Annotated in this window: 10 protein-coding genes, 1 tRNA gene and 2 pseudogenes; 10 read left to right on the top strand and 3 right to left on the bottom strand. The window is 59.5% G+C overall.

All coding sequences use genetic code 11. The features are described from left to right. The 5 genes and pseudogenes from DQ405_RS22430 to DQ405_RS22410 form a co-directional block, all read left to right on the top strand. Positions 1-126 (top strand): annotated as a pseudogene (locus tag DQ405_RS22430) (thiosulfate sulfurtransferase); the annotation flags it as partial. A 273-nt stretch (positions 127-399) separates the two neighbouring features. Then, positions 400-2326: pseudogene (locus DQ405_RS22425) on the top strand (PrkA family serine protein kinase). Between the two features lie 79 nt (positions 2327-2405). Continuing rightward, complete coding sequence (locus DQ405_RS22420; protein WP_019341987.1) at positions 2406-3677, top strand: YeaH/YhbH family protein; 1272 nt, start codon at positions 2406-2408, stop codon at positions 3675-3677. Between the two features lie 10 nt (positions 3678-3687). Next, positions 3688-5241 carry a SpoVR family protein gene (locus tag DQ405_RS22415; protein WP_168426198.1) on the top strand — a complete coding sequence of 518 codons (1554 nt, stop codon included), beginning with the start codon at positions 3688-3690 and terminating at the stop codon, positions 5239-5241. Between the two features lie 87 nt (positions 5242-5328). Then, entirely contained in the window at positions 5329-6552 is a 1224-nt protein-coding gene (locus DQ405_RS22410) for a multifunctional CCA addition/repair protein (protein ID WP_168426197.1), read from the top strand. A gap of 76 nt (positions 6553-6628) precedes the next feature. On the opposite strand, the gene folK is transcribed toward DQ405_RS22410, so the two are convergent. Together folK and folB are read right to left on the bottom strand one after the other, a co-directional pair. Further along, positions 6629-7165 (bottom strand): 2-amino-4-hydroxy-6-hydroxymethyldihydropteridine diphosphokinase, encoded by a 537-nt coding sequence (folK, locus tag DQ405_RS22405; protein ID WP_168426196.1) that lies wholly within the window; start codon positions 7163-7165, stop codon positions 6629-6631. Next, on the bottom strand, positions 7156-7509 hold the full coding sequence (folB, locus tag DQ405_RS22400; protein WP_168426195.1) for a dihydroneopterin aldolase: 354 nt from the start codon (positions 7507-7509) through the stop codon (positions 7156-7158). Before folB ends, folK begins: the two co-directional genes overlap by 10 nt. Before the next feature lie 75 nt (positions 7510-7584). Here folB and plsY point away from each other — a divergent pair, with 75 nt between their 5' ends. Next, a complete protein-coding gene (gene plsY, locus DQ405_RS22395) occupies positions 7585-8154 on the top strand; it encodes a glycerol-3-phosphate 1-O-acyltransferase PlsY (protein ID WP_168426194.1) in 570 nt (189 codons plus the stop codon). A gap of 13 nt (positions 8155-8167) precedes the next feature. On the opposite strand, the gene tsaD is transcribed toward plsY, so the two are convergent. Then, positions 8168-9193: a tRNA (adenosine(37)-N6)-threonylcarbamoyltransferase complex transferase subunit TsaD gene (tsaD, locus tag DQ405_RS22390; RefSeq protein ID WP_168426193.1), complete on the bottom strand. Its 1026-nt coding sequence runs from the start codon at positions 9191-9193 to the stop codon at positions 8168-8170. Between the two features lie 196 nt (positions 9194-9389). Between tsaD and rpsU the strand changes: the two genes are divergently transcribed. From rpsU to DQ405_RS22370, 4 genes are all read left to right on the top strand, one after another. Continuing rightward, positions 9390-9605 (top strand): 30S ribosomal protein S21, encoded by a 216-nt coding sequence (gene rpsU / locus DQ405_RS22385; RefSeq protein WP_003283508.1) that lies wholly within the window; start codon positions 9390-9392, stop codon positions 9603-9605. Between the two features lie 138 nt (positions 9606-9743). Continuing rightward, positions 9744-11675, top strand: a complete 1932-nt coding sequence (dnaG, locus tag DQ405_RS22380) for a DNA primase (RefSeq protein WP_168426192.1) — start codon at positions 9744-9746, stop codon at positions 11673-11675. Positions 11676-11742: 67 nt separating this feature from the next. Continuing rightward, entirely contained in the window at positions 11743-13599 is a 1857-nt protein-coding gene (gene rpoD, locus DQ405_RS22375; RefSeq protein WP_168426191.1) for an RNA polymerase sigma factor RpoD, read from the top strand. A gap of 118 nt (positions 13600-13717) precedes the next feature. Then, positions 13718-13794, top strand: a tRNA-Ile gene (locus DQ405_RS22370). Positions 13795-14157 lie beyond the last annotated feature (363 nt).

Here is a 14157-nt window from a genome sequence, read left to right as displayed (position 1 = left end):
TCCAGCCAGAGCGCTGCTGCCTACCTGATCAACCAGGGCTTCTCGGATGTCTACAGCCTCGATGGCGGCTTTGAGCTATGGCGCCAGACTTACCCCCAGGACGTCGAACAGGGCGATCCTTCGTAAAAAAAATATCGCCTCCAAACGCCGCGCATCGCGCGGCCTTGCGCTTCCCATCCGACGAAACGCAGCGGTAAAAGCACCTCTCCTCCCTTGAATTTGCTGAATCCGAACTATCCTTCAGTTCAGGCCATCCAAACAGGTGAAAGCCGTGCACCGGCTACCGGGCCTCAGGTTTTCGACCATTAGGTGTTCGGGGGGACTCCATAGGCCGAGCAGTCGGCCGTACCTGAATGCCTGATGACAACACCGGCTCCGAGCATCGTCCGAGGTGAAGTCATGAGCATTTTCAGCCATTTCCAGCAACGATTCGAAGCAACCCGTCAGGAGGAGTATTCGCTCCAGGAATACCTCGACCTGTGCAAGGAAGACCGGGGTACCTACGCCACCGCCGCCGAGCGTCTGTTGACCGCCATCGGTGAACCCGAGCTGATCGATACCTCGACCGATCCTCGATTGTCGCGGATCTTTTTTTTCCAACAAGGTAATCCGCCGCTATCCCGCGTTCGAAGACTTCCATGGAATGGAAGAATGCATCGACCAGATCGTTTCGTACTTCCGCCACGCCGCTCAAGGGCTGGAAGAGAAGAAGCAGATCCTCTACCTCCTCGGTCCAGTGGGCGGTGGTAAATCGTCCCTCGCCGAAAAGCTCAAGCAGCTGATGGAGAAGGTGCCCTTCTACGCCATCAAGGGCTCGCCGGTGTTCGAATCACCACTGGGCCTGTTCAACCCGGCCGAAGACGCGCAGATCCTTGAAGAGGACTACGGCATCCCACGGCGTTATTTGAATTCGATCATGTCGCCCTGGGCCACCAAGCGCTTGCAGGAGTTCGGCGGCGACATCAGCCAGTTCCGCGTGGTCAAGCTGTACCCCTCGATCCTCAACCAGATCGCAATCGCCAAAACAGAGCCGGGCGACGAGAACAACCAGGACATTTCGGCCCTGGTGGGTAAGGTCGATATTCGCAAGCTCGAGGAATACCCACAGAACGACGCCGATGCCTACAGCTACTCCGGCGCGCTCTGCCGTGCCAACCAGGGCATGATGGAATTCGTCGAGATGTTCAAAGCGCCGATCAAGGTGCTGCATCCGCTGCTGACCGCTACTCAGGAAGGCAACTACAACAGCACCGAGGGCCTCGGCGCGATTCCCTATAACGGCATCCTGCTGGCCCACTCCAACGAATCGGAATGGCACACCTTCCGCAACAACAAGAACAACGAAGCGTTCATCGACCGTATCTATATCGTCAAGGTGCCGTACTGCCTGCGGGTCACTGACGAGATAAAGATCTACGACAAATTGCTGTTCAACAGCTCGCTATCGAAGGCTCACTGCGCCCCCGATACGCTGAAGATGCTGGCGCAGTTCTCGGTGCTGAGCCGTTTGAAAGAGCCGGAAAACTCCAACATCTATTCGAAGATGCGGGTCTATGACGGTGAGAACCTCAAGGACACCGACCCTAAGGCCAAATCGATCCAGGAATATCGCGACACCGCTGGCGTCGACGAGGGCATGAACGGTCTCTCGACTCGCTTCGCCTTCAAGATCCTGTCGAAGGTATTCAACTTCGATCCACACGAGATCGCGGCCAACCCAGTGCACCTGCTTTATGTATTGGAGCAGCAGATCGAGCAAGAGCAATTCCCTGCCGAGGTGCGTGAGCGTTACCTGCGCTTCATCAAGGAATACCTGGCGCCGCGTTACGTCGACTTCATCGGCAAGGAAATCCAGACCGCCTATCTCGAGTCCTACAGCGAGTACGGCCAGAATATCTTCGACCGCTACGTGCTCTACGCCGACTTCTGGATTCAGGATCAGGAATACCGCGATCCGGAAACCGGCGAGATCCTCAACCGCGCCGCGCTCAACGAAGAGCTGGAGAAGATCGAAAAGCCGGCCGGCATCAGCAACCCGAAGGATTTCCGCAACGAGATCGTCAACTTCGTGCTGCGTGCCCGAGCCAACAACAACGGCAAGAACCCGTCTTGGCTGAGCTACGAAAAGCTGCGTGTCGTGATCGAGAAGAAGATGTTCTCCAACACCGAGGACCTGCTGCCAGTCATCAGCTTCAACGCCAAAGCCAGCAAGGAAGATCAGAAGAAGCACAGCGACTTCGTCGTGCGCATGGTCGAACGCGGCTACACCGAGAAACAGGTACGCCTGCTTTCCGAATGGTATCTGCGGGTACGTAAATCACAGTAACGCAAAAGCCGCTTGAAGCTGGGCTGGACGACAGAAACAACAATTCGTCCAGCCTCCAGCCTCAGCCCGGAGGGCTCATATGAGTTACGTGATTGACCGCCGACTGAACGGCAAGAACAAGAGCACGGTGAATCGCCAGCGTTTCCTGCAGCGGTACCGTGGGCATATCAAGAAGGCGGTGGAAGAGGCTGTTGGACGCCGTTCCATCACCGACATGGAACACGGCGAGCAGATCAGCATTCCCGGCCGCGATATCGATGAGCCGATCCTGCATCATGGACGCGGCGGTCGGCAGACCATCGTCCATCCCGGTAACAAGGAATTCGTCGCTGGCGAGCGCATCCCCCGGCCTCAGGGCGGCGGCGGTGGCCAGGGCGCGGGTCAAGCCAGCAACAGCGGCGAAGGCATGGATGATTTCGTCTTTCAAATCACCCAGGAGGAGTTTCTCGACTTCATGTTCGAGGACCTGGAACTGCCCAATCTGGTGAAGCGACATCTGGCCGGCACCGATACCTTCAAAACCGTCCGCGCCGGCATCAGCAATGAAGGCAACCCGTCACGCATCAACATTATCCGCACCCTGCGCTCGGCGCATGCGCGCCGCATCGCACTGTCGGGCAGTAGCCGTGCCAAGCTGCGCGAGATCAAAGCCGAACTGGCGCGCCTGAAGCTCGAGGAGCCTGCCAACTTCACCGACATCCAGGCAGCCGAAGAGGAGATCGAACGTCTCAGCGCACGCATTCACCGCGTTCCCTTTCTCGACACCTTCGACCTCAAGTACAACCTGCTGGTCAAGCACCCCAATCCCAGCTCCAAGGCGGTGATGTTCTGCTTGATGGACGTATCGGGCTCCATGACTCAATCCACCAAGGACATCGCCAAGCGCTTCTTCATCCTTCTGTATCTGTTCCTCAAGCGGAACTACGACAAGATCGACGTCGTGTTCATTCGCCACCACACCAGCGCCAAGGAAGTCGACGAGGAAGAGTTTTTCTACTCGCGCGAAACCGGCGGCACCATTGTGTCCAGTGCGCTGAAGATGATGCAGGAGATCATGGCCGAGCGTTACCCGGCCAACGAGTGGAACATCTATGCAGCGCAGGCTTCCGATGGCGACAACTGGAACGACGACTCGCCGATCTGCCGGGACATTCTGATCAACCAGATCATGCCCTTCGTCCAGTATTTCACCTACGTCGAAATTACCCCGCGCGAACATCAGGCGCTGTGGTACGAATATAACCAGGTGGCCGAGGCCTTCGGTGACTCGTTCGCCCAGCAGCAACTGGTAACCGCAGGAGACATCTACCCGGTGTTCCGCGAACTGTTCCAGAGGCGCATGGCTAGCTGAGGTACGCAGTATGAAACGACAGCCCATTTCCACCGGTTCGGAATGGACCTTCGAGCTGATCCGCGCCTACGACCGCGAGATCGGTCGTATCGCCGAGCGCTACGCGCTGGACACCTACCCGAACCAGATCGAAGTCATCACCGCCGAACAGATGATGGACGCCTATGCCTCGGTGGGCATGCCGCTGGGCTATCACCATTGGTCCTACGGCAAACACTTCCTCAGCACGGAAAAATCCTACACCCGGGGACAGATGGGCCTGGCCTACGAGATCGTGATCAATTCCGACCCTTGCATCGCCTACCTCATGGAAGAAAACACCATCACCATGCAGGCGCTTGTGATCGCCCATGCCAGCTACGGTCACAACAGCTTCTTCAAGGGCAACTACCTGTTCCGCACCTGGACCGATGCCAGCTCGATCATTGATTACCTGGTCTTCGCCAAGCAGTACATCATGCAGTGCGAGGAACGCCACGGCATCGATGCGGTGGAAGACCTGCTCGACTCCTGTCATGCACTGATGAACTACGGCGTCGATCGCTACAAGCGCCCCTATCCGATTTCCGCCGAGGAGGAACGACGGCGGCAGAAGGATCGCGAAGAGCATCTGCAAAAGCAGATCAACGATCTCTGGCGGACCATTCCAAAGTCTGGCGAAAAGGCCGACGAACGCGAACGCGACCAGCGCTTCCCCGCCGAGCCGCAGGAAAACATCCTCTACTTCGTCGAAAAGCACGCGCCATTGCTCGAGCCCTGGCAGCGCGAAGTGGTGCGCATCGTGCGCAAGATCGCGCAGTATTTCTATCCGCAGCGCCAGACTCAGGTCATGAACGAGGGCTGGGCGACTTTCTGGCACTACACGCTGCTCAACGACCTCTACGACGAAGGGCTGGTCACCGATGGCTTCATGATGGAATTCCTTCAATCGCACACCAGCGTGATCTATCAACCCGGCTTCGACAGCCCGTACTACAGCGGCATCAACCCTTATACGCTCGGGTTCGCCATGTATCAGGATATCCGCCGGATCTGCGAACACCCCACCGAGGAGGACAAGCGCTGGTTCCCGGACATCGCCGGCAGCGATTGGCTGACCACCGTGAAGTTCGCAATGAATAACTTCAAGGATGAAAGCTTCATCCTGCAGTTCCTTTCGCCGAAGGTCATTCGCGATCTCAAGCTATTCAGCATTCTCGACGACGATCACAAGGACGAGTTGCTGGTACCCGCCATCCATGACGAGAGCGGCTACCACACCATCCGCGAATTGCTCGCAGCGCAGTACAACCTCGGCAATCGCGAGCCCAACGTGCAGGTCTGGAGTGTCGATCGCCGCGGTGATCGCTCGCTGACCCTGCGCCATCAGCAGCATGACCGCAAACCCCTGGGCGGCTCCACCGATGAAGTGCTCAAGCACTTGCACCGGCTCTGGGGGTTCGACGTACATCTGCAATCGATGCAGGACGACAAGCTGGTCACCACTCATCACATGCCGCCGCGGGTAGAGCCGGACACCGAAAGCAAGTTCCCAGGCATGAACCTGGCGCTACCACCGACCTGATCACGCTTCGAGTGGCGGCCCATCCCAGGTACCCGCGGCTTGCTGCTGCGGGGCTTTCGTTTATCCTCCGCCGGAACGGAGGAACATATGCAGATCTACAAAGTCGGCGGAGCGGTGCGTGATCGATTGCTGGGGCGGCCAGTGACCGAGGTGGATTGGGTCGTGGTCGGCTCCAGTGCCGAAGAGATGCAAGCCAAGGGCTACCGCCCGGTGGGAGCAGACTTCCCGGTGTTTCTGCATCCGGCTTCAGGCGAGGAATACGCGCTTGCCCGCACCGAGCGCAAGAGCGGCCGCGGCTATGGCGGTTTCACCTTCTACGCGAGCCCTGACGTTACGCTTGCAGAAGACCTGACCCGTCGCGACCTGACCATCAATGCCATGGCCGAAGATGAGCAGGGTAATCTGATCGATCCCTACGGAGGCCAGGCCGACCTCGCTGCCCGCCAGCTCAGGCATGTATCCCCTGCTTTCGCCGAGGACCCGTTACGGGTGCTGCGTGTGGCCCGCTTTGCGGCGCGCTATGCCGAGCTTGGTTTCAACGTCGCGCCTGAAACACAGGCGCTGATGCGCCAGCTTGCCGAGTCGGGAGAACTTCAGGCGCTGACACCGGAACGCATCTGGAAGGAGATCTCACGCGCCCTAATGGAGCCCCGCCCTGACGTGTTCGTGCAGGTACTTCGCGAATGCGGCGCATTGAACGAACTGTTTCCTGAAGTCGACCGGCTATTCAACAGGCCGCAAGCGCTGTCCAGCACCCCAGAGCCAGCAACGGACGAACACGTGCTCGCGGTAATGCGCCAGTGCGCTGTCCATGGACAACCGCTGACGGTGCGCTGGGCCTGTCTGTTACAGCACCTGGGTGGAACGGTGGCGCCGATGCGGGGACCAGAGTCGGGCAAGGCAGGATTGCCGTTGATCGAGACCGTCAACGCTCGATTTAAAGTGCCGCGAGACTGCCAGGAGCTGGCCATGCTGACCGGTGAGTTTCACGCTCAGGCCCATGGCGCCATGACGCTACCCGCGCCTCAGCTGTTCGAGCTGCTTCAGCACTTCGATATCTACCGTCGTCCGGAGCGCTTCGAGCAGTTCATCGCCGCGTGCGAAATGGATGCTAAAGGTCCTGGCATGGAGGCACATGACTATCCACAAGCAGACTACCTGCGAGGCGCCGCCGAGTCCGCCCGCGCCGTACAGGTGAAACCGCTGATCGACCAAGGCTACCAGGGAGCCGAGCTGGGCGAAGCACTCAAGCGCGGTCGCCTGATTGCCGTTCAGGCATACCGGCGTCAGACCCAGGGCACCACTGACTGATCCGATCGGGACGAGCAGCACCGAGCTTTAGCCAAGCCCGGCGTACGGTCCGCGGCGCGCTCGCAAGTCTGCCGAGCTAGGCCCTAGAAAACGAGGCTAGCAGCGCGGCCGGTGTCAGCTCGTCGCCCCGCCAACGAAACGGCACCGGCCACAGTTGCTGCTCGATGGTCGATTCGCGCCACAGCTCGGCGAAGCTTCGCCCTGTGCAGGGATGCATCACATCCGGCGTTAGCAGCGCCAGCGGCCAGAGCACGAAGGCATTCTTCAGCGTTTCCGGTCGCGGCAGCTCCAGGCCATGGAAGTTGCCCACCAGATCGTCATACAGCAGGACATCTATATCCAGCGGCAGACCTTTGCGATCCGGCGCGTAGCGACCGTTATCCGCCTCGATGAACTTGAGCCTGCGGTCCAATTCCATCAACGGCAGGTCGGTGGTTCCGCATACGACAAGGTTGTAGAAATTGTCGCCCTTGTAACCCACCGCGAGGCTTTCGAAAACGGGCGAACAGCGCATGCCGCCGAGCAGCTGCTCCAGCGCATCGAGGCCGGCGGTCAGATTCTGTTCGCGTCGGTTATTGCTACCGAGTCCCAGCAGTACGCGAGTTAGTGACATCCGCGTTCGATCTCCACGCCGAGCGCCGAAGCGCGCGCGTTGACGCCCGGCTTGGTAACCCGCAGCCGCAGCCAGGGGATGCCGAACTGATGCATCAGGCCAGCAGCCAATCGCTCGGCAAAGGTTTCGACCAACTCGAAGCGCGACGCCTGCGCGAACCGATCGATGGCGGCGGTCACTTCGGCATAATCCAGTGCCTTGTCCAATTCGTCATTCTCTGCAGCAGGACGAATGTCCCAGCCGAGAGTCAGATCCAAACGCAGGCACTGCCGAATTCCACGCTCCCAATCATAGGCGCCAATCAGCGTATCCACTTCCAGCCCTTCGATGAAAACTGTATCCACGCAACTCTCTCCTACGGCACGACAACTTCGCCGCACGTCGTTAGACTCAGGAGCTCCCTGCCCCGGATGGATGCCATGTTTTGGCAACTGATTCTGCTCGCCTATCTGATCGGTTCTCTGTCATTCGCCATTTTACTCAGCCGCCTGACCGGCGCACCCGACCCGCGGGTGAGTGGCTCCGGCAATCCCGGTGCGACCAATATGCTGCGGCTCGCCGGCAGGCGTCTGGCAATCAGCACGCTATTTGGCGATCTGCTCAAGGGCCTGCTACCGGTCCTGCTCGCCGTAGCGCTGGGCTTATCTGTACAGCAACAAGCCTGGATCGCGCTGGCGGCGGTGCTCGGTCACCTTTATCCGTTGTACTTCCGCTTTCGTGGCGGCAAGGGCGTGGCTACCGCTGCCGGCGCCCTGCTCGGCCTGCATCTCCCGACTGCACTGCTAGCCCTGATTATCTGGCTGCTGGTATTCAAGATTACCCGGACCAGCTCGCTAGCCGCGCTTGCCGCGTTACCCCTGTGCCTGCCTTTTCTGGCCTGGCAGCATCCTGAAGCACTCTGGCCGATGGCACTGCTGGCCGGACTGATCGTCTGGCGTCACCGGAACAATCTACGCGACTTGTTCGCGGGTACGGAACGGCACTTCTAACTGGCAAGCAGACTTATACCGCTGCCAGCGTCTCCATTGGCCAACGCGCCTGAACCGAAATCTCCGGCCCGTCCTGCTGGCCGGCCAGTAACCGCTGGCAACCGGCGTAAGCGATCATCGCACCATTGTCGGTACAGAAACGTGGCCGCGCATAAAACACCTTCCCCTTCAGCTCCCCGAGCATCGTTTCGAGGCTCTCACGCAGTGCCGAATTGGCGCTTACGCCACCGGCGATCACCAGGTTGTTCAAACCCGTCTGCTTCAACGCGCGCCGGCACTTGATGGTCAGCGTCTCGACCACTGCCTGCTGGAAGGCCAGCGCGATATCGCAACGGGTTTGCTCACCGTCATCGCCAGCGCTACGGCATTGCTGCCAGGTAGTGAGTGTCGAGGTCTTGAGGCCGCTGAAGCTGAAGTCGAGCCCCGGCCGATCAGTCATGGGACGTGGAAAGAGGAAACGGTCGGGGGTGCCGCGCTCGGCGAGCAGGGCGATCTCCGGACCGCCGGGATAACGCAGCCCCATCAGCTTCGCCGTCTTGTCGAAGGCCTCGCCGGCAGCATCATCTACCGACTCGCCCAGCAGCTCGTAGCGGCCGATGCCATCGACCCGAACCAACTGCGTGTGCCCACCGGAGACCAGCAACGCCACAAAGGGGAACGCCGGTGGCTGCTCCTCAAGCATTGGCGCCAACAGATGACCTTCCATATGATGCACGCCGACAGCCGGCACGCCCCAGGCAAACGCCATCGCCTGCGCACACGAGGCCCCGACCAGCAACGCCCCCACCAGACCGGGACCGGCAGTGTAGGCAATCGCATCGATCTGGCTCGACTCGCGACCGGCTTCTGCAAGTACTTGGCGAATCAGTGGCAGCATCCGTTTGACGTGGTCACGCGAGGCCAGCTCCGGCACGACCCCGCCATAGACGCGATGCAGATCGATCTGACTGAACAGCGCATCGGCCAGCAGGCCGTGCTCGCTGTCGTACAGCGCGACGCCGGTCTCGTCGCATGAAGTTTCCAGCCCCAGCACCAGCATGGGTACGACCTTCCAGAGAAGCGAATGAAGCCGCGCATATTAATCGCCGGGACCAGCGACCGACCAGCGCTTTTCGATCAGGGGGCTTTGCATTCCACGCGGCAAGGCGTTAACATCCGCAACCCTTAAAACCAGCGTGCTCGCGATATTTGCCGAAGCGCGTTGTAACCGGTAAACAAGTGAAGGTACGTCCTGGATGCCCAACGTTAAAGTTAAAGAGAACGAACCATTCGACGTAGCTCTGCGTCGCTTCAAGCGTTCTTGCGAAAAAGCCGGTGTTCTGGCTGAAGTCCGCAGCCGTGAGTTCTACGAGAAGCCCACTGCTGAGCGCAAGCGCAAAGCTGCTGCCGCAGTCAAGCGTCACGCCAAGAAAGTGCAGCGCGAGCAGCGCCGCAGCGTTCGCCTGTACTGATCCAGTACAGCTGAAGCTGCATCAAGCCCGGCCAACGCCGGGCTTTGCATTTGAGAGAGACTCCGCTTCGCCAGCTGGCGAATGGTCGGAGTTTTTTTCATTCCGGCCCGAACACCGCGAGCGTATTCTCATACCCCTATGGCCGGCCTGATCCCGCAATCATTCATTGATGACCTACTCAACCGCTCCGACATCGTCGAGGTGGTCAGTTCACGCATCCAATTGAAAAAAGCTGGGAAAAACTACACGGCCTGCTGCCCGTTTCATAAAGAAAAGACACCTTCGTTCAGCGTCAGCCCCGACAAGCAGTTCTACTACTGCTTCGGCTGTGGCGCTGGCGGTAACGCGCTCGGCTTCATCATGGACCACGACAGCCTGGAGTTTCCCCAGGCCGTCGAGGAGCTGGCCAAGCGCGCCGGCATGGAAGTTCCGCGCGAGGAAAGCGGCCCAGGGCGCAAGCCTCGCCAGCCGGTGGACTCGCCGCTTTATCCGCTGCTTGAGTCCGCCGCCGGGTATTACCGGCAAGCCCTCAAGGGGCATCCGGCGCGCAAGGCCGCAGTGGAATACCTGAAAGGCCGCGGCCTGTCCGGCATCATCGCCAGAGATTTTGGCCTCGGTTTCGCGCCACCCGGCTGGGACAACCTGATGAAGCACTTGGGCGGCGACGCCCTACAGCAAAAAGCGATGATCGATGCCGGCCTGCTGATCGAGAACGCTGAAACCGGCAGGAGCTATGATCGCTTCCGCGACCGAGTGATGTTCCCGATCCGCGATAGCCGTGGCCGCGTCATTGCCTTTGGCGGCCGCGTACTGGGCGACGACAAGCCAAAGTATCTGAACTCGCCGGAAACACCGGTTTTCCACAAGGGTCAGGAGCTCTACGGCCTCTACGAGGCACGCAAGGCCAATCGCGACCTGGATGAAATCATGGTCGTCGAAGGTTACATGGACGTGATCGCCCTGGCCCAGCAAGGCCTGCGCAACGCTGTCGCCACCCTTGGTACAGCCACCAGCGACGAGCATCTCAAGCGCCTGTTTCGCATCGTACCCAGCGTGCTGTTCTGTTTCGATGGTGATGCGGCTGGCCGCAAGGCCGCCTGGCGTGCGCTGGAATCGGCACTGCCCAACCTGCAAGATGGCCGCCGCGCCCGCTTTCTGTTTCTGCCAGAAGGCGAAGATCCAGACACCTTGGTGCGAAGCGAAGGCACCGATGCCTTCATGGCTCGGATACAGCAGCAAGCTCAGCCACTGGCCGATTATTTCTTCCAGCAGCTCAGCGAAGAAGCAGACCCGCGCTCACTGGAAGGCAAGGCCCACCTGGCCACCCTGGCGGCACCACTCATCGAAAGGATACCCGGCGCCAACCTGCGTGCATTGATGCGCCAGCGCCTCGGCGAGATCACCGGACTGCACAGCGAAGCGCTTCAGCAAATGAGCGTTTCGTCGCCGAAAGTAGCTCCGGAATACGACGACAGCGTCTATTACGACACCAGCTTCGGACAGGACGACAGCGACTACTATGTTCCGCCTGAACCCGCCCAACCGAAGCGCAACAGCAAGAAAGAGTGGAAAAAGGACTGGAAAAAGCCCGGCCAGCGTCCAGACTTCAAACCACGGGCACCGAGAACGCCCGCGACCGTAGAACCGCCGGCACTGACCACGTTGCGCACGCTGCTGCATCATCCCGAGCTTGCGCAAAAGGTGGAGGATGCGAGCCATTTCGCAGCAGAAGACGATACTTATGCACAATTACTTGTCGCGCTTCTCGGCACCTTACAGAAGAATCCCAAGCTACGCAGCCTGCAATTGATTGCACGCTGGCATGGAACCGACCAAGGGCGCCTTTTACGCGCACTTGCTGAGAAAGAATGGCTGATCTCGGCCGATAACCTTGAACAACAGTTTTTCGACACCATAACCACTCTGGCCGCGAGGCAGCGCGAGCGCAGCCTTGAATCGCTGCTCCGCAAAGCTCGCCAGGGTGAACTCAGCGCAGAGGAGAAAGAGCAGCTGCGCAACCTGCTAAATCGCAACTCAACACCCGCTATATCGACCTCAACTGGCGCGTGAGGTCCTTGCTCGGCTATAATGGCCAGCTTGTTTTCAACCCGCCAGAACCGTCAGTGGATAGGGTTATATGTCCGGAAAAGCGCAACAGCAGTCCCGCCTCAAAGAATTGATCCAGCGTGGCCGTGAGCAGGGTTACCTGACTTACGCCGAGGTCAATGACCACCTACCGGAGGATATTTCCGATCCGGAACAGGTGGAAGACATCATTCGCATGATCAACGACATGGGTATCAATGTATTCGAGGTTGCCCCGGATGCCGATGCCCTGTTGCTGGCCGAAGCCGATACCGATGAAGCCGCCGCGGAAGAAGCCGCAGCGGCGCTTGCCGCTGTCGAAACCGACATTGGCCGTACTACAGACCCCGTGCGCATGTACATGCGTGAGATGGGCACCGTCGAACTGCTGACCCGCGAAGGCGAGATTGAAATCGCCAAACGCATCGAGGAAGGCATTCGCGAGGTGATGAGCGCCATTGCCCACTTCCCGGGCACCGTAGACAGCATTCTCGCTGACTACGAGCGCGTCACCAGCGAAGGCGGCCGCCTGTCCGACATCCTTAGTGGCTATATCGACCCTGATGACGACGGCGCTGCCGGTCCGCAGCAGGAAGTCGAGCCCGTTGCACCTCAGACAGCGGCAAAGCCGGCTGCTGACGACAAGGACGACGAGGAAGAAGACGACTCCGACAGCGATGAAGAAGAAGGCGATGGCGGCCCGGATCCGGAAGTCGCTCGCGTTCGCTTCGGCGCTGTTGCCGAGCAGCTGGACGTCGCCAAGAAGGCCCTGAAGAAGCATGGTCGCGGCAGCCAGCAGGCCACCGATGCACTGCAGGAGCTGGCAACGCTGTTCATGCCGATCAAGCTCATCCCCAAGCAGTATGATGCTCTGGTAGAACGTGTACGCAGCGCCTTGGGTCAGGTCCGCGCCCAGGAGCGCGCCATCATGCAGATCTGCGTGCGTGATGCACGCATGCCGCGCGCCGATTTCCTGCGCCAGTTCCCGAACAACGAAACTGACCTGAACTGGGCCGACCAGCTGGCCAGTGGCAAGAGCAAGTACGCCGAAGCCATTGCCGCGCGCAAGGAAGACATTCAGCGTTGCCAGCAGAAGCTGCTCGCGCTGGAAGAAGAATGTGTACTGGCGATCGCCGACATCAAGGACATCAACCGCCGCATGTCCATCGGTGAAGCCAAGGCTCGCCGGGCAAAGAAAGAGATGGTCGAGGCGAACCTGCGTCTGGTCATCTCCATCGCCAAGAAGTACACCAACCGTGGTCTGCAATTCCTCGATCTGATCCAGGAAGGCAACATCGGCCTGATGAAGGCGGTGGACAAGTTCGAATATCGCCGCGGTTACAAGTTCTCGACCTACGCCACCTGGTGGATTCGCCAGGCGATCACTCGTTCCATTGCTGACCAGGCACGGACCATCCGAATCCCGGTGCATATGATCGAGACGATCAACAAGCTCAACCGCATCTCCCGTCAGATGCTGCAGGAAATGGGCCGCGAGCCCACGCCCGAAGAGCTTGGCGAGCGCATGGAAATGCCAGAGGACAAGATCCGCAAGGTGCTGAAGATCGCCAAAGAGCCGATCTCCATGGAAACCCCGATTGGTGATGACGAAGATTCGCACTTGGGTGACTTCATCGAAGATTCCGCCATGCAATCGCCGATCGACGTAGCGACGGTAGAAAGCCTCAAGGAAGCCACTCGCGAAGTGCTCTCTGGCCTCACCGCACGGGAAGCCAAGGTACTGCGCATGCGCTTCGGCATCGACATGAACACCGACCACACCCTTGAGGAAGTCGGCAAACAGTTCGATGTCACCCGCGAGCGGATCCGGCAGATCGAAGCCAAGGCGCTGCGCAAGCTGCGCCACCCGACGAGAAGCGAGCACCTGCGCTCCTTCCTCGACGAGTGAACCAGAACCCCCGGCCCGCGCCGGGGGTTTTGCATTTCTGGCCACTCAAAACAGCTCGGCGCGCACAGCTTCGCTTGGCGCACGCGCAACACCACCGGTATAATCCGCCCGCCTCTGAGGGCCTATAGCTCAGTTGGTTAGAGCAGAGGACTCATAATCCTTTGGTCCACGGTTCGAGTCCGTGTGGGCCCACCAACTCCAAAGCCGCGCATTGCGCGGCTTTTGTCTATCTGAACGTAGGGCGTTGGCAATTTCATAGCCTTGCAGCGTCCACAATTCGTCCACAAACAATCACAAACTCCCTCGCAAAGCCTCCAACATGCGGGTCGTATCCTTATCAGCTAGTTGAAAAGCATCGCCGCTGGAGAGATGGACACGTGCCCCGCCTCCCCAGTCCGCGCCCTCTGTAGAAGTAACTTGAACAACGTGGTCAAGGTTGATGACTCGCTTTTGGCTCTCGCCGAATGCCGAGACGGCCGTGACTTCTAAACACTTAAGCATTGCGATTCCTCTGGTTGTGGGTGGATAGCGGATTCAGCTTCACCACGTCAGCCATAC

This window comes from Pseudomonas sp. SST3, from assembly GCF_003325755.1.
This window is presented reverse-complemented; position numbering and strand designations above follow the sequence as displayed.